20 protein-coding genes are annotated in these 21,125 nt (G+C 72.3%); 10 read left to right on the plus strand and 10 right to left on the minus strand.

What is annotated here, in order from left to right; genetic code table 11:
• Positions 1-96: 96 nt before the first annotated feature.
• Positions 97-1,335: a cytochrome P450 family protein gene (locus tag IF11_RS0109300; protein WP_030351009.1), complete on the plus strand. Its 1,239-nt coding sequence runs from the start codon at positions 97-99 to the stop codon at positions 1,333-1,335.
• A 118-nt stretch (positions 1,336-1,453) separates the two neighbouring features.
• On the opposite strand, the gene IF11_RS0109310 is transcribed toward IF11_RS0109300, so the two are convergent.
• Entirely contained in the window at positions 1,454-1,786 is a 333-nt protein-coding gene (locus IF11_RS0109310) for a DUF6415 family natural product biosynthesis protein (protein ID WP_030351010.1), read from the minus strand.
• A 188-nt stretch (positions 1,787-1,974) separates the two neighbouring features.
• On the opposite strand from IF11_RS0109310, the gene IF11_RS0109315 reads away from it, so the two are divergent.
• Positions 1,975-3,369, plus strand: a complete 1,395-nt coding sequence (locus IF11_RS0109315) for an NsdA family TPR-like regulatory protein (RefSeq protein WP_030351011.1) — start codon at positions 1,975-1,977, stop codon at positions 3,367-3,369.
• Between the two features lie 138 nt (positions 3,370-3,507).
• Here IF11_RS0109315 and hutI read toward each other — a convergent pair whose 3' ends face one another.
• The 4 genes from hutI to hutU form a co-directional block, all read right to left on the minus strand.
• Positions 3,508-4,698 carry an imidazolonepropionase gene (hutI, locus tag IF11_RS0109320; protein ID WP_030351012.1) on the minus strand — a complete coding sequence of 397 codons (1,191 nt, stop codon included), beginning with the start codon at positions 4,696-4,698 and terminating at the stop codon, positions 3,508-3,510.
• A 35-nt stretch (positions 4,699-4,733) separates the two neighbouring features.
• The gene (locus IF11_RS0109325; protein WP_030351013.1) at positions 4,734-6,128 is read right to left on the minus strand and encodes a formimidoylglutamate deiminase; all 1,395 of its coding nucleotides are present in this window, start codon (positions 6,126-6,128) and stop codon (positions 4,734-4,736) included.
• Positions 6,125-7,333: an allantoate amidohydrolase gene (locus IF11_RS0109330; protein WP_030351014.1), complete on the minus strand. Its 1,209-nt coding sequence runs from the start codon at positions 7,331-7,333 to the stop codon at positions 6,125-6,127. Before IF11_RS0109330 ends, IF11_RS0109325 begins: the two co-directional genes overlap by 4 nt.
• 77 nt (positions 7,334-7,410) lie before the next feature.
• Complete coding sequence (gene hutU / locus IF11_RS0109335) at positions 7,411-9,090, minus strand: urocanate hydratase (RefSeq protein WP_030351015.1); 1,680 nt, start codon at positions 9,088-9,090, stop codon at positions 7,411-7,413.
• Positions 9,091-9,227: 137 nt separating this feature from the next.
• Between hutU and IF11_RS0109340 the strand changes: the two genes are divergently transcribed.
• The 5 genes from IF11_RS0109340 (at position 9,228) to IF11_RS0109360 (ending at position 13,029) form a co-directional block, all read left to right on the plus strand.
• Positions 9,228-10,670, plus strand: a complete 1,443-nt coding sequence (locus tag IF11_RS0109340) for a type III PLP-dependent enzyme domain-containing protein (protein ID WP_051745734.1) — start codon at positions 9,228-9,230, stop codon at positions 10,668-10,670.
• Between the two features lie 211 nt (positions 10,671-10,881).
• Positions 10,882-11,274 carry a hypothetical protein gene (locus IF11_RS0109345; RefSeq protein WP_030351017.1) on the plus strand — a complete coding sequence of 131 codons (393 nt, stop codon included), beginning with the start codon at positions 10,882-10,884 and terminating at the stop codon, positions 11,272-11,274.
• A complete protein-coding gene (locus IF11_RS0109350) occupies positions 11,271-12,050 on the plus strand; it encodes a hypothetical protein (protein ID WP_030351018.1) in 780 nt (259 codons plus the stop codon). Before IF11_RS0109345 ends, IF11_RS0109350 begins: the two co-directional genes overlap by 4 nt.
• 73 nt (positions 12,051-12,123) lie before the next feature.
• Positions 12,124-12,558 carry a roadblock/LC7 domain-containing protein gene (locus IF11_RS0109355; protein ID WP_078490576.1) on the plus strand — a complete coding sequence of 145 codons (435 nt, stop codon included), beginning with the start codon at positions 12,124-12,126 and terminating at the stop codon, positions 12,556-12,558.
• 96 nt (positions 12,559-12,654) lie between these two features.
• A complete protein-coding gene (locus tag IF11_RS0109360) occupies positions 12,655-13,029 on the plus strand; it encodes a hypothetical protein (protein WP_030351020.1) in 375 nt (124 codons plus the stop codon).
• A gap of 33 nt (positions 13,030-13,062) precedes the next feature.
• On the opposite strand, the gene IF11_RS0109365 is transcribed toward IF11_RS0109360, so the two are convergent.
• The 3 genes from IF11_RS0109365 to IF11_RS0109375 all read right to left on the minus strand — a co-directional run bounded on the left by IF11_RS0109365 (position 13,063) and on the right by IF11_RS0109375 (position 15,570).
• A complete protein-coding gene (locus IF11_RS0109365; protein ID WP_030351021.1) occupies positions 13,063-13,629 on the minus strand; it encodes a hypothetical protein in 567 nt (188 codons plus the stop codon).
• A 106-nt stretch (positions 13,630-13,735) separates the two neighbouring features.
• The gene (locus IF11_RS0109370) at positions 13,736-14,398 is read right to left on the minus strand and encodes a response regulator (protein WP_030351022.1); all 663 of its coding nucleotides are present in this window, start codon (positions 14,396-14,398) and stop codon (positions 13,736-13,738) included.
• A complete protein-coding gene (locus tag IF11_RS0109375) occupies positions 14,395-15,570 on the minus strand; it encodes a sensor histidine kinase (RefSeq protein WP_240627818.1) in 1,176 nt (391 codons plus the stop codon). The genes IF11_RS0109370 and IF11_RS0109375 overlap by 4 nt, the downstream gene beginning before the upstream one ends.
• Positions 15,571-15,895: 325 nt before the next feature.
• On the opposite strand from IF11_RS0109375, the gene IF11_RS0109380 reads away from it, so the two are divergent.
• Positions 15,896-16,723, plus strand: coding sequence for a class I SAM-dependent methyltransferase (locus IF11_RS0109380; protein ID WP_030351024.1), 828 nt, complete (start codon positions 15,896-15,898; stop codon positions 16,721-16,723).
• A gap of 7 nt (positions 16,724-16,730) precedes the next feature.
• Here IF11_RS0109380 and IF11_RS0109385 read toward each other — a convergent pair whose 3' ends face one another.
• The gene (locus IF11_RS0109385) at positions 16,731-17,567 is read right to left on the minus strand and encodes a MurR/RpiR family transcriptional regulator (RefSeq protein WP_030351025.1); all 837 of its coding nucleotides are present in this window, start codon (positions 17,565-17,567) and stop codon (positions 16,731-16,733) included.
• Positions 17,564-19,180 (minus strand): aromatic amino acid ammonia-lyase, encoded by a 1,617-nt coding sequence (locus tag IF11_RS0109390; protein WP_206300717.1) that lies wholly within the window; start codon positions 19,178-19,180, stop codon positions 17,564-17,566. The genes IF11_RS0109385 and IF11_RS0109390 overlap by 4 nt, the downstream gene beginning before the upstream one ends.
• 154 nt (positions 19,181-19,334) lie before the next feature.
• Between IF11_RS0109390 and IF11_RS0109395 the strand changes: the two genes are divergently transcribed.
• Both IF11_RS0109395 and IF11_RS0109400 read left to right on the plus strand, forming a co-directional pair.
• Positions 19,335-20,465 (plus strand): ABC transporter ATP-binding protein, encoded by a 1,131-nt coding sequence (locus IF11_RS0109395; RefSeq protein WP_051745737.1) that lies wholly within the window; start codon positions 19,335-19,337, stop codon positions 20,463-20,465.
• Positions 20,462-21,121, plus strand: a complete 660-nt coding sequence (locus tag IF11_RS0109400; RefSeq protein ID WP_030351028.1) for an ABC transporter permease — start codon at positions 20,462-20,464, stop codon at positions 21,119-21,121. The genes IF11_RS0109395 and IF11_RS0109400 overlap by 4 nt, the downstream gene beginning before the upstream one ends.
• Positions 21,122-21,125 lie beyond the last annotated feature (4 nt).

Below are 21,125 nucleotides of genomic sequence, written 5' to 3' on the forward strand. Positions count from 1 at the left end.
GCCGGGCCACCCGGTCGCTCATAGGATCGGGAGCGACCCTGTACCAGGCATGCCGGGAGGGAGAGTCCAGTGACCGCGTCATATGCGCCCCACCGAATGGACCCGTCCGGCGGCTGCCCGCACGCCGCCAACGCCGCGCTGCTGGCGAAGGGGGCCGCGGCCGAGGTCCTGCTCCCCGGGGACGTACCGGCGGCGGTGGTGCTCGGGCACGAGGCGCTCAAAGAATTCATCGGCCATCCGGATGTCGCCAAGAACGCCCGGCACTTCACCGCGCTGCGCGAGGGGCGCATTCCGGACGGCTGGCCGCTGCGGACCTTCGCGACCGTGCAGGGCATGGTCACCTCGGACGGCGACGATCACCGGCGGCTGCGGGCGCTGGTGAGCAAGGCGTTCACGGCCCGGCGGGTGGAGGCGCTGCGGCCCGGCATCGAGCGGCTGACCGACGAGCTGCTGGACGGTGTGGAGGCCGCGGCGGCCGAAGCGGCCGGCGGTGCGGGTGACGGTACGGGTGACGGCGTGGTGGATCTGCGGGCGCTCTTCGCGCTGCCGCTGCCCATGCGTGTCATCAGTGAACTGCTCGGTGTGGACGAGGAGTTCCGGGACCGGCTGCATGTGCTGTCGAACCAGGTGGTGGCGACCGACATCGCGCCCGAGGACGCGGTGGCCGCGAACCGGGAGATGGTGGCGGTGCTGACCGCCGTGGCGGCTTCCCGTAAGGACCGTCCCGGCGAGGACCTCACCAGTGCCCTGATCGCCGCGCGCGAGGAGGGCGGCGACCGGCTCGGCGAGGCCGAACTCATCGGCACGATGATCGTGATGATCATCGCCGGTCATGAGACCACGCTCAATCTGATCACCAACGCGGTGCGCGCGCTCTGCGCCCACCGGGACCAGTTGGAGCTGATCCGGGCCGGTGGCGCCGACTGGGCGGACGCGGTCGAGGAGACGCTGCGCTGGGACAGTCCGGTCAGTTTCTTCCCGTTCCGTTATCCGACCCGGGATCTGACGGTGGACGGCACGCTGATCCCGGCGGGCACTCCGGTGCTGGCGGGCTTCTCCGCCGCAGGCCGTGATCCCGCCGCCCACGGCCCGGACGCGGACCGCTTCGACATCACGCGACGTACGCGCTCCACCACACGCCATCTCTCTCTGGGCCACGGTGCGCACTACTGTCTGGGCGCACCGCTGGCGAGGATGGAGACGACGATCGCGCTGCGGCGGTTGTTCGGGCGCTTCCCGGACCTGAGGGTCGCGGTCCCGGAAGAGGAACTTCCGCGCCACCGGAGCTTCGTGGGCAACAGTGTGCGGGAACTGCCGGTTGTGCTGGGTGGTTGAGGCCCGCCGCAGCTGATCCGCGGGAGGTTCTACAGGCGCAGCCCGACGGCCAGGGCGATGGTGAGCCCCAGCGTGCAGACCGCGACAACGAACCACGCCTGATGCTTCGCTTCCGGAGTCATGTCCGGTGCCGCCCTTCACGTTCGTGCAGGTAGTCCATGAACGTGCGGCACATACGGGCCAGGGCCCGCATGTGGACCCAGTTCGCCATGGCGCCGGCGCCGGGTCCGCTGCCGGTCAGGTCGTACCAGTCCTTCAGCGCGCCCTTCGCCCGGACCGTGTGCTCCGTCTCGGGGATCCGCTCGACGAACCCGACGAGCAACGCCCCATGGTCGATCAGCCGGTTGGTGAGATCGGCGATCTCCACCGGCGGCGGCATCAGGCGATGCGGGGCGAGCGCGCGGTCGATGTTCAGGGCTATGACATCGAAGGCGATATCGTCATATGCCAATGCCTTCCTGTGTGCGTTTTCCTCTGTGCCTCCGGCTCTGCGGTCTGTCACTGTGGTCACCTTGGCCCCCCGCTCTCTTCGTGTGTTCGGCGTCTACTTGAAGAGAAAACCGCGTTATTACCCTCCCCGGGTACCGTGGAGGGCAGGTCCGAGAATGAAAGCCATGAACGCTTGGGGGAGTTAAAGGCATGGCGAGTAACTCACGTCACTCACGCACACCCAATGCCGGGTTGGCCTCTCTGCTTGAGCAGGCGAAATGGTCCCGTGCGCAGTTCGCACAGATCATCAATCGCATCGGCGCGGAAGCCGGGCTCCAGCTCCACTACGACCAGTCCGCAGTCTCCCACTGGGTCGCGGGCACCACCCCGAAGGAGCAGGTCAGACCACTGATCGTGGAGGCGTTCGCGCGCAAGCTGCGCCGCCCGGTCACCCATGCGGAAGCCGGCCTGCCGGCCGCGGCCTCCGCGCACGCCCCGGCGGGCTCCGGCGTACCCGGCTCCACCGTCACTTCCGGCGTCAACACGTTCGAAGAACTGGTCGACATGGGAAGGGCCGATATGGACCCGTCGCGTCGCAGTTTGATCGCCGCAGGACTGTTCTCGGCCGCGATTGTGGTACCGCTGTTCCCGGATCTGGCACAGGCAGCCACCCCGACGACCGCGCCACCGGGCAAGCGGACGGCCCGGATCGGCGCGCCGCAAGTACAGGCCGTACGTACGATGACCGATCGAATAGCGGACATTCTCGATGAACTCGGCGGAGGGCACGCGCGCCCGATGGCCGCCGCGTTTCTGGTGAACACGGTCATGCCCTGGCTCAAGGCCGAGGCTCCGGAGGGTGTACGGAGCGACATGCTGTCGGCGGCGTCCGATCTGGTCTATCTGACCGGGTGGATGGCGATGTACGAGCGGGCGCACGGGCTCGGACAGCGGTACTACCTCAGGGCCCTGGAGCTGGCGGGCGCCGCCGAGGACCACACGACGTACTGCCGCACGTTGCGCGGCATGTCCCTCCAGGCGTCCAATCTCGGCTACGGCAAACGCGCGCTGGAGCTCGCCGACTCGGCCGCCGAGGCGTCCCCGAAGGCCGGGCCGCGGCTGCGGGCCTTCCTCTCCGGGCAGCAGGCCCACTCCGCGGCGATGGTGGGCGACAAGCGGCAGGCGTTCAGCCGGCTCCGGGAGACCGAGACGGCGCTGACCAAGGCGGACAACCGGCGTGAGTCGGTGGGCGGTTACGACGCGACGGCGTATCTGTTCCACACATCCCATGTGCTGTACGAGTTCAAGGATCTGCCGGGCTCGATATCCGCGCTCCAGCAGTCGCTGAAGGCGCAGCAGAAGAACGAACGGCAGGGCAGGGTCCACTTCCTCGCGGTGCTGGCGCAGCGTCAGCTGGAGCTGGGGCATCTGGACGCCGCGTGCGGGAGCTGGTGGCAGTTCCTGGAGGACTACGAGCATGTGTCGTCGGCACGGGGTGACGAGCACTTCGAGACGATGCAGCGCAGGCTGAAGCCGTACGCGAAGACGCAGGCGGTGCGGCGGCTGCGGGCGAAGATCGATGAGGTGGCCGTGTTGAAGGGGTGAGGGCGCGCCCGGGGCGCCGGGACGCCGGGCGGCGAGGTCCTGTCCGGTCGATCTTCGCGGATCGGGCCGCGGCGTCTGGCGAGCGTGCGTGCCAGGCGTCGCGGACCCGCGAAGATCGGCCGGACAGGGCCCAGGGGGTCAGTGGACCCGCTCGCCGGCCCGCCAGACCGCCGTGACCAGGGGCACCCCCGGGCGGTACGCCAAGTGCACATGGCTCGGGGCATCGAGGAGGGCGAGGTCGGCGCGGGCGCCCGGGGTGAGGCGGCCGATGTCCTGGCGGCGCAGGGCGGCGGCGCCGCCGGCCGTGGCCGACCAGACCGCCTCGTCCGGGGTCATGCCCATGTCGCGTACGGCGAGCGCGATACAGAACGGCATGGACGAGGTGAAGGACGAGCCCGGGTTGCAGTCGGTGGAGAGCGCGACGGTCGCACCCGCGTCGAGGAGGCGGCGCGCGTCCGGCCAGGCGGCGCGGGTGGAGAACTCCGCGCCGGGGAGCAGCGTGGCCACGGTCGCGCCGTGGGCGAGGGCGTCCACGTCCGCGTCGGTCAGATGCGTGCAGTGGTCGGCGGACGCGGCGTCGAGTTCGACGGCGAGCTGGACGCCGGGGCCGTACGAGAGCTGGTTGGCGTGGACGCGCGGGTGCAGGCCCTTCGCGGCTCCGGCGGTGAGGATCGCGCGGGCCTGGTCGCCGTCGAAGGCGCCCTTCTCGCAGAAGACATCGACCCAACGGGCGTACGGGGCACAGGCGTCGAGCATCTCGCCGGTGACGAGGGCGACATACGCGGCGGGGTCGTCGGCGTGGTCAGGCGGCACGATGTGCGCGCCGAGGTAGGTGACCTCGTCGGTGTGTTCCCGGGCGATACGCAGGGCGCGGGCCTCGTCGTCGACGGTCAGGCCGTAACCGGACTTGGTCTCCTGGGTGGTGGTGCCCTGGCGGAGCGCCTCGGCCAGATAGCGCGCGACATTGGCGCTCAGCTCGGCGTCGGTGGCGGCGCGGGTGGCGGCGACGGTGGTGCGGATGCCGCCGGCGGAGTAGGCGCGGCCGGACATCCGGGCGTTGAACTCCTGGGTGCGGTCGCCCGCGAAGACCAGATGGGAGTGGGAGTCCACGAAGCCCGGGATCACGGCCCGGCCACCGGCGTCGACGGCATTGTCAGTGGCGGGTGCTTTGCTTGATTCACCGACCCAGACCACGCGGTCGCCGTCGATGACGACGGCCGCGTCCTGGATCAGACCGATGGGGGTTCCGTCACCGAGGGAGGGGTCGTTGGTGACCAGACTGGCGATGTTGGTGAGGGCGGTGGTGCCCGGCGTGGTGGTGGTCGTCATCGTGACGCTGTGCTCCTTCGGCGGTGTCCGCGGCGTCAGCCGCGCAGGGCTGCGATCGACTCGGCGAGGGCCTTGGGCACGTCCGGGACGAGGGTGTGGACACCGTCCCGTACGATCTGGCGGCCTCCGACGACGGTGTGGCGTACATCCGCCGCGGAGGCGGCGAATACGGCCGTCTCCGCTCCGAGCCGGGTGAGCGTGCCCGCTGTTCTGACCGAGTCCAGGGCGATGGTGGCGAGATCGGCGGGCGCGCCGCGCTCGATCCTGCCCGCCTCGGGCCGGCCGAGGGCCGCGTGGCCGTCCGAGGTCGCGGCGTGCAGGAGGGCGGCGGCCGTCCAGTGACCGCGGCGGCGGGTGCGCAGCCGTTCGTCGAGTTCCATCGCGCGGGCCTCTTCGAGGATGTCGATGACGGCGTGGCTGTCGCTGCCGAGCGACAGCGGCGAGCCGGCGCGCTGGAGCCGGGCGGCGGGGCCGATGCCGTCGGCCAGGTCGCGTTCCGTCGTGGGGCACATACAGGTGCCGGTGCGGGCGGCGCCCAGCAGGGCGATGTCCTCGTCGGTGAGATGGGTGTTGTGCACGCCGGTGGTACGGGCGCCGAGTACGCCGTGGTCGGCGAGCAGCCGCGTGGGGGTACGGCCGTGCACGTCGAGGCAGGCGTCGTTCTCCGCGGTCTGCTCGGAGAGATGCACATGCAGCGGGGCCCCGTGGGCCTCGGCCCAGTCGGCGACGGTGGCGAGCTGTTCGGCGGGTACGGCGCGTACGGAGTGGATCGCCGCGCCGATCCGGGCGTGGGCGCTGTCCTGGTGGGCCGAGGCGAGGTCGGAGGCGCGCTCGGCCCAGGCGGTGGCGGTCCCGTCGGAGAAGCGGAGTTGGTGGCGGTCGAGAGGCGCGCCGCCGCGCCGCTTGGTGAGGCCGGAGGAGAGATAGGCGGTGTCCAGGAGCGTGATGCGGATGCCGGCCTCGGCCGCCGCCGCGATCAGCGCCTCCCCCATCGCGTTGGGCTGGTCGTACGGAGTGCCGTCCGGGGTGTGGTGGAGGTAGTGGAACTCCCCGACGGCGGTGATGCCGGCGAGCGCCATCTCGGCGTACACGGCGCGGGCGAGCGCGTAATACGAGTCCGGGGTGAGCTTGGCGGCGATTGTGTACATGATCTCGCGCCAGGTCCAGAAGGTGCCGGAGCCGACCTGGACGGTGCCGCGCAGGGCGCGGTGGAAGGCGTGGGAGTGGGCGTTGGCCAGCCCGGGGAGGGTCAGTCCGCGCAGGGCCGTGGAGCCGGGCGGCGGGGTCATGACGCCGGTTCGGACGTCGGTGATCCAGCCGTCCGTGACGCCGACGGCGACGCCCGGCTCGACGTGGGTGCCGAGCCAGGCGTGCTCCAGCCAGTAGACGAGGCCGGCGGGCGCGTCCGGTGCCGCTGTGGGGTGCGTCATGCGCACGCGAGTCCTTCCAGTACGTCGGCGAGTGCCAGGACCCCGGCCACGCAGTCGTCCTCGGCCGCGTACTCGGCCGGGGAGTGCGAGACCCCGGTGGGGTTCCGTACGAACAGCATGGCGGTGGGGATGGAGCCGGACAAAATACCCGCGTCGTGCCCGGCGCCGGTGCCGAGGACGGGTACGGGAGCGGCGCCGCCGGGGCGCTGTCCCAGGATCTTGCCCAGCTCGTCCCGCAGGGCGTGCTCGAACTCGACCACGGGGGTGAAGGACTCCCGTACGACGGACAGCTCGATACCGGCCCGGTCCGCGCACGCGCGGGCGGCGGCCTCGATACCGGCGACCACGGTGTCCAGGGCGGACTGGTCGGCGGCGCGGGAATCCAGCCAGCCACGGACGAGGGAGGGGATGGCGTTGACGCCGTTGGGTTCGACGGAGATCTTGCCGAACGTGGCGAGGGCACCGGCGAGTTCGGCCTCGCGGCGGGCCGCGAGCACGGTCTCCGCGTAGGTCAGCATCGGATCGCGGCGGTCGGTGAGCCGGGTGGTGCCGGCGTGGTTGGCCTCTCCCCGGAAGTCGAAGCGCCAGCGGCCGTGCGGCCAGATCGCCGACGCGATCCCGACGGGATCGCCGGAGAGGTCCAAGGCGCGGCCCTGCTCGACATGCAGCTCGATGAACGCGCCGATCCGGGCGAGGCGTTCGGGGTCGGGGCCGAGGGTGGACGGGTCGCAGCCAGCGGCCTCCATCGCCCGGGGCAGCGTGATGCCGTCGCCGTCGCGCAGCTCATGGGCCTGCTCGGCGGTGAGCTGTCCGGCGGTGAGCCGGGAGCCGACGCAGGCGAGCCCGAAGCGGGCGCCTTCCTCGTCCCCGAAGTTGGTGAGGGCCAGGGGCCTGCTGAACCGCGCGCCCCTGCGGCGGAGTTCATCGAGTGCGGCGAAGGAGGAGACGACACCGAGCGGCCCGTCGAAGGCGCCGCCGTCGGGCACGGAGTCCAGATGCGACCCCGTCACGACGGCGTCCCCGGCGAGCGGATCGCCGAGCCAGGCCCACTGGTTGCCGTTGCGGTCGAGTTCGTAGGCCAGCCCCCGGGCCTCGGCCTGCGCGCGGAACCAGGCGCGGCAGTCGGCGTCGGCGGCGGTCCAGGCGTACCGCCGGTAGCCGCCGCTGCCGGAGTCACGCCCGAGCGGTGCGAGCTCGCGCCACATCTCCTGGAAGGAGGGCTGTCGGCGGCCGTCCCCCGGGGCACCCTCGGCGTGCCCCGGCTCGGCTGGGAGTGACGCGGTCACTCTCCCTCCCGCATCGGGACGCGGACGTCACGCTCGTCGGCGACCTCTTCCGCGAGGTCGTAGCCCGCGTCGACATGGCGGATGACACCCATGCCCGGGTCGTTGGTCAGGACGCGGCGGATCTTCTCGCCCGCGAGCTTCGTGCCGTCGGCCACCGAGACCTGGCCGGCGTGGATGGAGCGGCCCATGCCGACACCGCCGCCGTGGTGGATGGAGACCCAGGAGGCGCCGGAGGCGACATTGACCATGGCGTTGAGGAGCGGCCAGTCGGCGATGGCGTCGGAGCCGTCGAGCATGGCCTCGGTCTCGCGGTACGGGGAGGCGACCGAGCCGCAGTCCAGATGGTCGCGCCCGATGACCAGCGGGGCGGCGAGCTCGCCGGAGGCGACCATGTCGTTGAAGCGCTCGCCCGCCTTGTCGCGCTCGCCGTAGCCGAGCCAGCAGATCCGGGCCGGGAGTCCCTGGAAGTGGACGCGCTCGCCCGCCATCTTGATCCAGCGGTGCAGGGATTCGTTCTCGGGGAAGAGGTCGAGGATCGCCTTGTCCGTCTTGTGGATGTCGGACGCCTCGCCGGAGAGCGCGGCCCAGCGGAACGGGCCCTTGCCCTCGCAGAACAGCGGCCGGATATAGGCGGGCACGAAGCCGGGGAAGGCGAAGGCCCTGTCGTATCCGGCCAGTTGGGCTTCGCCGCGGATGGAGTTGCCGTAGTCGAAGACCTCGGCGCCCGCGTCCATGAAGCCGACCATCGCCTCGACGTGCCGGGCCATGGACTCCCGGGCGCGCTGGGTGAAGTCGGCGGGCTTCTCGGCGGCGTACGAGGCCATCTCGTCGAAGTCGACGCCGAGCGGCAGATAGGCCAGCGGGTCGTGGGCGGAGGTCTGGTCCGTGACGATATCGATGGGGGCGCCCTCGGCGAGCATCCGGGGCAGCAGCTCCGCCGCGTTGCCGAGCAGGCCGATGGAGAGCGGACGGCGCGCGTCGCGCGCCTCGGTCGCCAGCTGGAGCGCGTGCTCCAGGCTGTCGGCCCGTACATCGAGATAGCGGTGCTCGATCCGGCGCTCGATGGCGCGCGGGTCGCAGTCGATACAGATCGCGACGCCGTCGTTCATGGTGACGGCCAGCGGCTGGGCGCCGCCCATGCCGCCCAGACCGGCGGTGAGGGTGATCGTCCCGGCGAGCGTTCCGCCGACCCCTCCTTTACCCATTGAATGCAGCTTCGCGGCGACGGCGGCGAATGTCTCGTACGTGCCCTGGAGGATGCCCTGCGTGCCGATGTAGATCCAGGATCCGGCCGTCATCTGCCCGTACATGGTGAGCCCGAGGGCCTCCAGGCGCCGGAACTCCTCCCAGTTCGCCCAGTCGCCGACCAGATTGGAGTTGGCGAGCAGCACGCGCGGCGCCCACTCATGGGTCTGCATCACGCCGACCGGACGGCCGGACTGGACGAGCATCGTCTCGTCCTGCTTGAGGGTGCGGAGCGTACGGACCATCGCGTCGAAGGAGCGCCAGTCGCGGGCGGCCTTGCCGGTGCCGCCGTAGACGACCAGCTTGTCCGGGTGTTCGGCGACCTCGGGGTCCAGGTTGTTCTGGAGCATGCGGAGGGCGGCTTCCTGCTGCCATCCCAGGGCGCTCAGTTCCGTACCGCGCGGAGCCCGTACGGGCCGGGGTCCTGACATGGCGATGCCTCCTCCGTGGTGAATCCGCCGGGCGAATCCGCCGGCTGATCTGTTGGCCAATCTATTCACATCCTGTCTGGATGAATACTTGTAGTCAACAGCTGCGTGACCGGTCCGCGGATGATTGGCTGGCACGCATGGCTTCGGATCAGCACAACGGTCGCGCTACCCCGCACGGCACGGACGGCTCCGCGGACGGCGGTACGGGCGCGGACCCCGGGGCGGCGGCCCGCCGGGACCTCGCCGTACGGGCCGCCGTGGCGCAGGGTCTGATCAGCGAGGCCGAGCCCGTCGTCGCGCTGCTCGATGTGGCCGGAATCCGTGCCTCCGCCGCCGCGCTCCGTACCGCCTTCGACGAGGTCACCGCCCCCGGCACCGCCGTCCTGCACGCCTTCGCGGTGAAGGCCGCGCCCCTGGTGGCCGTGGTGCGGCTGCTCGGCGAACAGGGCATCGGCGCCGAGGTCGCCAGCCCGGGCGAGCTGGCCCTCGCCCGCGCGGCGGGCGTACGGCCCGAGCACACCGTCCTCGACTCCCCCGCCAAGACCACCGCCGAGCTGCGCGAAGCCCTCGCGCTCGGCATCGCGGTCAACGCGGACAACCCCCAGGAGCTGGCACGGATCGACGCCCTGATCAGCTCCGGCCCCGGCTCCAGCCCCAGCCCGGGACCGGTCGCCTCCCCCCTCGGGCTGCGGATCAACGCGCAGGTCGGCGGCGGATCCATCGGCGCCCTGTCCACCGCGACCGCCACCTCCAAGTTCGGGGTCGCGCTGCGCGACGAGGGCGCCCGCGCCTGGGTCGTCCAGGCGTATCTGGACCGCCCCTGGCTGACCCGGCTGCACACCCACTCCGGCTCGCAGGGCGTCCCGCTGGAGCGCATGGCCGAGGGCGTACGCACGGTCTACGAACTGGCCGAGGAGATCAACGCGGCGGCCGGCCGCCGGCAGATCGACACCCTCGACATCGGCGGCGGCCTCCCGGTCAACTTCGGCTCGGACGAGGAGACACCGACGTACGCGGACTACGCCCGGCTACTGAGGGAGACCGTCCCCGGACTGCTGGACGGCCGCTACGGACTGGTCACCGAATTCGGCCGTTCTCTGCTCGCCAAGCACGGCACGGTCCTCGCGCGTGTCGAATACGCCAAGTCCGCCGGTGGCCGCCCGATCGCGGTGACCCACGCGGGCGCGCAGGTCGCCACCCGTACCGTCTACGACCCCGCCTCCTGGCCGCTGCGCATCGCCGCGTACGACGCCGGGGGACGGCCCAGGACGGGCCCCGCCGTGGCCCAGGACATCGCGGGCCCGGCCTGCTTCGCGGGCGATCTGCTCGCCGAGAACCGGCCCCTGCCGCTGCTGGCGCAGGGCGATCTGGTGGCCGCGCTCGACACCGGCGCGTACTACTTCTCCAACCACTACGCGTACAACAGCCTGGCCAGGCCCGGTGTCTTCGGCTTCGTGGCGACTCACGGCGCGGCCGGCGACGCGGTGCGCTTCGCGACCGTACGGGCCGCGCAGACGGTCGCGGAGATCGTCACCGAGTCCGGCGGCGGCTACGCCGACGCGCTCCTCCTGGACGACTGAGACGACGGAAGACGAACGGAAGACGACGGAGAACCCGCGCACGACGCGGCCGGCGCCGGGACGGCCGGAAGTGGCCGGTCCCCGGCGGGTCCGGCGCGCATGTTCCGATGGAAAATGACAGAACCTCCTCCCCCCACACGAACGTTGCGTAATCTCACGGTCACTGCCGCACAACAGTGCGCCCGCACGCCCGGCTGGGAGGGGAGTCCGCGTGCCCGGAATCGACGCGTGCCTACACGAGGCCATGAACCTGCCGGGAGCGCGCGGAGCGGCGATCGTGGACTGGACGAGCGGTCTCGCGCTCGGCACGGCGGGCGAATCGCCCAACGGCGACCATGAGGCGACCGCCGCCGAGACTGCCGAACTGGCCAGAGCCGCCGCGGAGTACACGGCGTTCGCTCCGGCCGCCGCGGCCGGCCACAAGGGCCCGCCCGTCGAGGACCTCATCGTCACCACCCGTACCGGCTACCACCTCCTGAGCTTCGTCGAGACGACCTTCGACAGCAGCGTCTTCCTCCATCTCTGGCTCGACCGCGACACCGGAAACCTCGCCCTGGCCCGGTTACGGCTGGGACAGCTCGCGGAACGGCTGGTGCTGGGATGACCACGGCGCCCGCGCACTCCACGGTCTCCCCGATGCTCGTCCGGCTGGCCGGCGAGCGCGCCACCGGAGCACTCCTGCGCGACCACGGCACGCTCTATCTCGCCGACGGCCGCGTCGTGCACGCGGAGAGCCCCGCCGCCCCCGGGATCGATGTCCTGCTCACCGCCGGCGGCCGGCTGCCGCGCGCGGGCTGGGAGGAGGCGGTCGACCGGGCGGGCGCCCGCCGCGAAGTCGGCCGGTTCCTGGTCGACAGCGGCCGGCTCGGCGGCGGCGAGCTGGAGATCTGCCATCTGGGCGCGCTGTTCGACGCCGCCTACTTCGCGCTCGCCCCCGGCAGCGGGCCCACCCGCTTCCGCTACGGCGTCGCGCACTGGATCGGTCCCGTACGGCCCGTCTCCGCGTCCGCCGTCGAGCGCGAGACGCGACGCAGGCGCGAACTCCTCGACCAGGTCTGGCCGTACGCGGCCGTGGACACCGCGCCCGTGCGGGCGCGCGAACCGGCGCCGGGCCAGGCGGTCACCCGCCGCCAGCGCGCGCTGCTGGAGCTGGCGGACGGCGTACGGACGCCGCTGGCCATCGCCTGGGCGCTGGGCAGGCCCGCGTTCCACACCCTGCTGGACATCCGCCGGCTGGCCGCGGCCGGGCTGGTCGAGACGCCCGCGGAACCGGTGGCGGCCACGCCCGCGGCGGTCCCCTCCTGGGTCGCGACGGTCTCGGCCGATCCGGACATCGCCCTGTTACGCCGGCTCCGCGACGCCCTGGAGGCAAGCCTGTGACTCCCCGTTCCAACCACCGGGCCCGGACAGGACCTGCCGTGTCCGACGTCGTGCCGGACCGCGCCACGCCGTCATGAGGCGCGCGCTGCGGGCACGCGCCGAGAGGAGACAGCTGATGACGGCGGAAGCCGAGGTACTGGGCGAGCTGAGGCGCCTGCGGGCCCGCCTCCCGCAGCTCACCGGCGCGCTCGCGGCCAGTACGGACGGTCTGGTGCTGGCCCAGGACACGGCCGACGTGGAGGCGGAAGGGGTGGCCGCGCTCACCGCCGCCGCGCTGGGCGTCGCGCTGCGCCTCACGGACACCACCGGCCAGGGCGGATTCCGGGAGCTGCTGATCCGGGGCGAGCTGGGGTACGTCGCGACGTACGCGGCGGGCGCCTCGGCGGTGCTGACGCTCCTGGCGGAGCCCCGGATCAATGTGGGCCGGCTCCATCTGGAGGCCCGGCGGTCCAGCACCCGGATCGGCGAACTGGTCGACGGGGCCCTGGAACGGCTGGAGAACGCCTGACCCATGACAGCCCCCCACGCACGCGGAACACGCACCACCCGGGCCCCGGGAACCCCTCGGACCGCCCGCACCGGACGGAAAGGAAGTGCGACATTCATGGCCAACACCGAAGCCGCCCTCAAGCAGGCCACCACCGTCATCGACGGCGCCCTGGGAGCCGCCCTCGTCGACTACTCCAGCGGCATGGCCCTCGGCACGGTCGGCGGCGGCAAGGACCTCGATCTGACGGTGGCCGCGGCCGGCAACACCGATGTGGTCCGGGCCAAGGTCCGCACCATGGAACTGCTCGGCCTGAAGGACGAGATCGAGGACATCCTGATCACGCTCGGCGGCCAGTACCACCTGATACGGCTGCTCAAGGGGCGTGGCAACAACGGCCTGTTCCTCTATCTGGCGCTGGACAAGTCACGGGCGAATCTGGCGATGGCCCGTCACCAGCTGATGAGGATCGAAGCCGACCTGGAGGTCTGAGCGACCCGCGCCCTCGGCTGTTCGGTCGGCTGCTCAGCGACGGCGCCGTGCCCCGCCGGGCACGGCGTCCCCGGCCGCGGTCCCCGTGGTCCGGTAGCCCTTGACCTTCCTGCCCACGGGGTGCCCGGTGCCGGCCCAGTCGGTACGTACCCACAGCAGCGCGTCGTCCCGCCGCTCCCGGCGCCCCAGCCAGGCCGCCTTGAGCCACAGCCCGACGCCCACGCCCGCCAGGGCCGGGCCTCCGGCGCCGGGCAGCGCGAACGAACTCCCCACCGCGACAAAAAAAGCGGCCAGCAGCCACCAGCGGTTCGCCCGGCGCCAGTTCCGCAGCGTCACGGCGCGGTCCTGGAGGAAGTCGGACTTCCCCGCCCGCGCGGCACGGTCCGCCCACCCGGTGTACTTGCGCCGGCGTACGAGCGCGACCACCGCGGCGCACACCACGAACAGCGCCGCTCCGGCGTAGCCGCCGATCCTGCGCCCGGTCAGTCCGGGGAGCAGGACACCGATCCCGGTGGCGAGGACCCCCAGCCACCACAACGGGACCGCACCGGCCCGTACGATCACGGCCACCCGTGCCAGAGACTGTCCTCCGCGCCCCACGATCCGCCTCCTCAAGCCTGTGTTGTGGCGCGCAGACTAATAAGGCTCTCTGAACTTTTCCTGAGAATCAGCGATCTCAGGGCAGCCGGTCTCAGGGCAGCCGGTCTCAGGGCAGCAGCCGCCGCTCGCCCGCGACCGCCACCGCCCCGGCCCGGGTGTCCACGCCCAGCTTCGCGTAGATCCGTCCCAGATGGGTCTTGACCGTGGCCTCGCTGATGAACAGGGCCCGGGCGATCTCCCGGTTGCCCAGGCCGAGCGCCAGCTGCCGGAGGATGTCGCGCTCGCGTTCGGAGAGGGCGGGGCGCGGGCTGCGCATCTGGGCCAGCACCCGGTCGGCGACCGGGGCCGACAGCGCGGTACGGCCGGACGCCGCGTCGCGGATCGCCGCGAACAGCTCCTCGGGCCGTTCGGCCTTGAGCAGATAGCCGGTGGCGCCCGCCTCGATGGCACGGGTGATGTCGGCGTCGGTGTCGAACATGGTGAGCACCAGCACGCGCGGGCCCGCTGAGCCGGACCCCTCCGCGCCGCCCGACGACAGCCGCCGGGTGGCCGTCACGCCGTCCATGCCGCCGCCGAGCTGAAGGTCCATCAGTACGACATCGGGGCGTACGCGGGCGGCCAGGGCGAGGGCCTCCTCGCCGCTGCCCGCCTCGCCGACCACCTCCATGCCGTCGGTGCTGGACAGCAGCGCGCGCAGCCCGGCACGGACCACGGCGTGGTCGTCGCAGAGCAGCAGCCGGATCGGCGGGGAGGGCTCCAGTGGGCTCACGGTGCGGTCTCCTTCAGCGGGTCGGGGGCTACGGGGACGAGGGGCACGGCGACCGACACCACCGTGCCCTCGCCCCGCGTGGATTCCACGGTGAGCGCGCCACCCGCCTGCCGCGCCCGGATACGCATCGCCGGCAGCCCGTGCCCGCGCCCCTCACCGGGGGCGGGCGCGCCGTCCGGGTCGAAGCCCCGTCCGTTGTCGGCGATGTCGAGCGAGATCTGATCGTCCAGCCAGGTCAGCGTGAGCGCGGCCCGCGTCGCGGCGGCATGCTCGCGCACATTGGCCAGCGCGCCCTGGGCGATACGCACCAGCGCCGCCTCGATCCGCTCCGGCAGCGGGCCCGGCGCGCCGTCGAGCCGGAAGGCCACCGTCAGCCCGGGACCGCTCTCGCGCTCGGCGAGCGTGCTCAACGCCTGGGGCAGAGTGCGCTCGGCGAGATCGGCCGGGGCCAGGTCATGGACGAATCGGCGGGCCTCGGCGAGGCCGCGCGAAGTGATCTCGGCCGCGTCCCGGACGTGCCCGCGAGCCCCGTCCGGGTCCGTCCGCCAGACGCGCTCGGCGGCCTGGAGCAGCATCCGCTGGCTGGACAGGCTCTGCGCGAGGGTGTCGTGGATCTCCGTGGACAGCCGCTGCCGCTCCGCCAGGATGCCCGCCCGCCGCTCGGTGGCGGCCAGATCGCGGCGGGTACGGACCAGGTCGTCGATCAGGGCGCGCTGCCGGGCCGCCTGGCGTTGCAGATGGACCAGGACGGCGGTGGCGACCGCCGCGATGGCCGGTGGGGCGATGACCATGTTGGGGTTGAGCGCGCCCGGTGAGACCCGTATCTGGGAGGCGACGACCAGCGCGGTGAGCCCGGCCACCACCGGCACCGCGATCCGCGCGGGCAGCGTGTGCAGTCCGGCGAACAGCAGCGGCATGGCGCACCAGGTGGCGCTCGGCGCGAGGGCGAGCAGCACGATCCAGACGGCCGACACCGCGCCCAGCCAGGCCAGGTGCCGTGCGGTGGGCCGGGCGCCGGGGCGCGGCGCGGGCGCCAGCAGCTGTCCGAGGACGTAGAGCAGCCAGAAGACGGCGAACAGCGCGACGACCCACGGGGTGCGCGCGTCGCCCTGATCCCGGGTCAGGAAGCGGACGAGCGAGGAGCCGAGCAGCAGGAAGAACGCGGCGTGCATGACCGCCGTCAGCCACCGCCCGTCCGGATCGGCCCGCTCGCCCTTCCCCGGGGCGGGGCTCCCGTCCACCGCCGTCACGGGCCGCACGGCCGGCATGACTCTGTACGGTGCCGCACCGCCGGCCTCCTCATCGCTCGGGAGCCTTAGCGTGCCCGACGCGACGCCGCAACCTCCAATCGGCTGATACCCGCGTCCCCCGAAGCGTCCCCGTATGGGAGCCAGTCAGCCGCGTCCGGCACGCGCCCGCGCACCGAGGCTGGTATCGAGACCCGCGAGGCGCGGCGGCCCGGTCGCCGCGTCCGCACCGTACGAGGAGGGAATCCCCGTGACCACCAAGACCGGCACCACCAAGACCGGCACCACCAGGAACGTCACCGTCAACCGCGCCGCCCTCGGGCACCGCATCTCCTACGCGCTGCGCCACCCCGACCGCGTGCCGCGCCATCTGGTCCGCGCCGCCCGCGACGCGTGGCTCCGGCACCGCTGGCCGGACCACATCGCGTACTACCGCGCCGTGATGCGGTCCGACACCCGTGCCGACCCGGACGCGGCGGTCGGCAGCCGGAGCCATGAGCGGTGGCTGGCGCTGGGGGCGATGCAGTTCGACTATCTGCTCGGCCACGGTCTGCGCCCCGAGCACCGGATGCTGGAGATCGGGTGCGGCAATCTGCGGGCAGGCTGGCGGTTCATCAGGCATCTGGAGCCGGGGCACTACTACGGCATCGACATCTCCCCCGACATCCTCGCCGCCGCGCAGGACACGATGGTGCGCGAGGGGCTGCAGAACCGGCTGCCCACGCTGACCCCGGTCCGCGATCTGACCCTGCGCTTCCTGCCCGACGCGCACTTCGACGTGGTGCACGCGCACAGCGTCTTCTCGCACTCCCCGCTCACGGTCATCGAGGAGTGCTTCGCCAATGTCGGCCGGGTGATGGCCCCGGGCGGCTGGTTCGACTTCACCTTCGACCGCACCGAGGGCAAGGAGCACCAGGTGCTGCGGGAGGACTTCTACTACCGCACCGAGACGTTGATCGCCCTGGCCGAGAAGCACGGTCTGGCGGCCCGCTTCATGGCCGACTGGGAGGAGCTGCCGCACGGCCAGTCCAAGATCCGCGTCACCCACGGCCCGTCCCCCTGGCCGAAGGGCCGCTGACAGGACATCACTCGACGAACAGCCCCCGCGCCGCCGCCCGCGCGTCGAAGTCCTCCAGGCGCGCCTGCGCGTCCGGCAGCCCGTCGCACATCGCCTCCAGCAGCACCCGCCCCAGCAGCATCGGCGCGCACGCCGTGTCGAAGGCGAGCCCCGTGCCGACCGCCGCCGGGATCAGCAGGTCGCTGTGTTTGGCGACCGGCGCGAACGCCGAGTCGGCGACCGTCACCACCGTCAGCCCGGTCGACCGCGCGTACGCCAGCGCGTCCACGACCTCCTTCGGATGGCGCGGCAGTGCGAAGCAGAGCAGCGCGCTCGCGCCCGCGGCGCCGGCCGCGTCGATCCGGTCGGCGAGCATCGTGCCGCCCTCGTCCAGCAGCCGTACGTCCGGATGGACCTTGGCCGCGAAGTAGGCGAAGCCGCGCGCCTGTGAGGAGGCGGCGCGCAGGCCGAGGACCGGCAGCGGACGGGAGGCGGCGAGCAGCCGGCCCGCCTGTTCTACCGGGCCGGGGTCGGCGAGCAGTTCGGCCAGCTGGCGCAGGTTCTCGATCTCGCCGCGTACGGCCTGCTGGTACTCGTTGTACGTGGACTCGCCCTCCTCCGGGCCGGCCGGCGCGACATCGCGCAGATGTCTGCGCAGCGCCGGATAGCCGTCGAAGCCGAGCGCGACCGCGAAGCGGGTGACGGACGGCTGGCTGACTCCCGCCAGCTCCGCCAGCTCGACGCTCGACAGGAACGGCGCGTCCGCGGGCCGCCGCACCATGCTGTGCGCGATGCGCCGCTGAGTGGGGGTCAGCCGGTGGCCCTCGAAGAGCTGCTGGAGTCGGGCGGCAGGGCTGTCGCTCATGCGATCCCCCTTGTCGGTTCGGTCGGGTCGGCCAGGGTCCGGCCGGTCGTGGCCGGGTCGTTCACCGGATCTGTCACCGGACGCCTCACCAGATCCGTGACCAGGTCCGTGAACCGGTCGAGCAGCGCGGCGGCGGCTGTCACATCATCGGTCAACGGCCGGTCGGCGGCCTCGTCCTGGAGTACGGTCTCGGCCAGTTCGAAGGCCCTGCCGACCGGAAGCCCCGGATCCGGCCGCAGTCCGCGCTGGCGCAGGGCCCGTACGGCGGCGACCAGTTCGCAGCCGACGACCAGCCGGTACGCGCCCCCCAGGCGCAGCGTCTGGCGGGCGGCGAGCGAGGCGAAGCTCGCCTGCTCCTCCACGCCACGGGACAGTACCGCGTGCCCGAGCGAGGCCGGCGCGGAGAACGCCCGCAGATCGCCGAGGGCCGCCCCGGCCGCGTACTCCAGGATCATCACCCCGGAACTCGCGGGCTCGGCGTCGGCGAGGAAGGGCCGCAGCCGGGTGAAGGCGGGCTCGTTGAGCGCGGAGAGCCGGGAGGTGGAGAGCCGCGCCGTCTGCACCAGCGAGAGCCTGAAGTGGTCGAGCGCCAGCGCGATCTGGGCCAGATAGAAGCCGCCGTGGTGGTAAGCGGCGGGGATCGGGTCCGCCTCCGTGCCGGGGCGGACCAGCGGGTTCTCGGCGGCGGCGTTGATCTCGACGGCGAGGACGTTCTCCAGCGCGTCGGCGGCGTCGCGCGCCGGGCCGTGGATCTGCGGGACACAGCGGAAGCCGTACGGGTCCTGGATCCGGCCGAGGGGCGGTCCCGGCCGCTCGGGGGCGCCGAGAATCGCCCGCATGTCGGCGGCGACGGCGTACGAGCCGGGGTGCGGGCGCGCGGCGTGCACGGGCTCCGCGTACGCCTCGTACGAGCCGTCGACGGCCAGCAGGGAGAGCGCGGCGACCAGTTCGGTGGCGGCGGACAGCCGGCGCAGTTCGTGGAGGGCGAGCGCGGACTGCCCGAGGGTGAGGGCGTTGCTGCTGATCAGGGCGAGGGCGTCGTTGTTGTCGAGGGGCTGCGCCACTGGTGCCCGGCCGCCCTGCCAGGGGTGTTCACCGGCGAGGGCCAGCCCCATCTGGGCGAGGGCCGCGATGTCGCCCGTACCGACGGAGCCGAACTCGTTCACCACGGGGTACGCGCCGGACTCCAGCGCCTCGCAGAGGGCTGTGACGACGGTCGGCCGCAGTCCGGCGCCGCCCGCGAGGAGCTGGTTGGCCCGTACGGCGAGCATGGCGCGGACCTCGCGGGCGGGCAGCGGGTCGCCGATGGCGCCGGCGTGGCTGCGCAGCAGGCGCAGTCCGTGGTCGGCCGCGGCCTCGGTGGGCACGGCCTCGGTACGGTTGGCGCCGACGCCGGTGGAGCGCCCGTACACCCGGCCGGAGGCGGCCAGCTCGCGGGCGACGTTCCAGCTCTGCTCGACACGCTTCATCGCGTCGGTTCCGGGTACCGGACGAGCGGCGCCGTCCGCCAGCCGTACGACATCGGTCACCGGGAGGCCCTGTCCGTCCAGTACGACGATGGCCGTGCTCGGGGTGGTGCGCGAAGCCGACGAGTCCATCATGTGGGACGACATCATGCGCGAACGCCTCCTTATCGGACGCTATGTCTTGCCCTGCGGCCATCCGTAACCAGTGATTTACCCGGGGGCATTGACAATCTATTCAGACAACGAGAACTCTGCATGACTATATGCAGCCGGGCAAGGGACGCGGGGCAAGGGACGACTGATGATCAAATTCGACGCGGTGAACAAACGCTTCCCCAACGGCACCACGGCGGTTCACGACCTCACGCTGGAGATGCCGGAGGGCGGGATCACCGTCCTGGTCGGCTCCTCGGGCTGCGGCAAGACCACCACCCTCCGCATGATCAACCGGATGGTCGACCCGACGTCCGGGACCATCCGGCTCGGGGGCAAGGACGTGCTCGAACAGGACGCCGCCGAGCTGCGGCGCGGTATCGGCTATGTGATCCAGCAGTCGGGCCTCTTTCCTCACCGTACGGTCCTCGACAACATCGCGACCGTCCCGCTGCTGCTCGGCTGGGGCCGCAAGAAGGCCCGTGCGCGGGCGGCGGAGCTGCTGGAGACGGTCGGGCTGACCGCCGAGGCGGGCAAGCGCTACCCGCACCAGCTCTCCGGCGGCCAGCAGCAGCGCGTCGGGGTGGCCAGGGCGCTGGCGGCCGATCCGCCGGTGCTGCTGATGGACGAGCCGTTCGGCGCGGTCGACCCGGTCGTACGGACCCAGCTCCAGGACGAGCTGATCCGGCTCCAGCGCGAGCTGAACAAGACCATCGCGTTCGTCACGCACGACATCGACGAGGCGGTACGGCTCGGTGACCGGATCGCCGTCTTCCGTACGGGCGGCCATCTGGTGCAGTGCGCCGCCCCCGCCGAGCTGCTGGCCCGCCCGGCGGACGACTTCGTCGCGGACTTCCTCGGCGCGGAGCGCGAGCTGAAGCTGCTCTCGCTGACGACGCTCGCCGAGGTCCCGCTCCAGCGGGCCACGACCGTACGGGAGGACGCGCCGGCGCCCCCGGCGGGCTCGGGACCGCTGCTGGTCGTCTCCGCGAGGAACGAGCCGCTGGGCTGGCTCGACCCGTCCGGCACGGACGCCGCCCCGCTCACGCCCGTACGGCCGCTGCGCGACACCGACACCCTGCTCGCCGCGCTGAACGAGTCGATCGCCTCGCCGGCCGGTCTGATAGCCCGGGTCGACGCCGACGGCGTGCTCACCGGGGTCACCTCGCGCGAGGCGATCCACGAGCACGCGGGCCGCAGGCACCAGGAGGCGGCACGCGCGGCCGTCAGCCTGACCGAGGCCACGGCCCTGTCGAAGACCCCGGGCGGGACCGTATGACCATCGAGTGGGCGTGGATATCCGACCACGCGGGCGATCTCACCACCCTCACCCTCTCCCATCTCCAGGCCGCCCTGACCGCCGTGCTCCTCGGGCTGCTGATCTCGCTGCCGCTGGCCGTGCTCGCCCATCGCGTCCGGCCGCTGCGCGGCTTCCTCCTCGGGCTCTCCAACGTCCTGTTCACGATCCCGTCCATCGCGGTCTTCGTCCTGCTGCTGCCCGTCTCCGGGCTGACCAGGACCACCACCGTCATCGGCCTGACGATCTACACCCTGGTCGTCCTGCTGCGGAACACCGTCGAGGGACTGGACTCCGTCCCGGCCAAGGCACGCGAGGCCGCCATCGCCATGGGCACGCGCCCGCTGCGTACGCTCCTCACCGTCGAGCTGCCCCTCGCGCTCCCCGTGATCATGGCGGGCGTACGGATCGCCACCGTCATGTCGATCTCGCTGGTCAGCGTCGCGACCTATATCGGCGACGGCGGCCTCGGCCAGCTCTTCACCGACGGCTTCCAGCGCAACTTCCCCACTCCGGTGGTCGTCGGCGTCGTGCTGACCCTGCTGCTCGCGCTGGTCGCCGACGCGCTGCTGGTGGCCGTGCAGTACGTGCTCACCCCCTGGACGAGGCAGCGGCACCCGAAGAGTGGGAAGGCCTGACCTG

The organism is Streptomyces scopuliridis RB72 (assembly GCF_000718095.1).
In the GTDB taxonomy this organism is placed as follows: Bacteria; Actinomycetota; Actinomycetes; order Streptomycetales; family Streptomycetaceae; genus Streptomyces; species Streptomyces scopuliridis.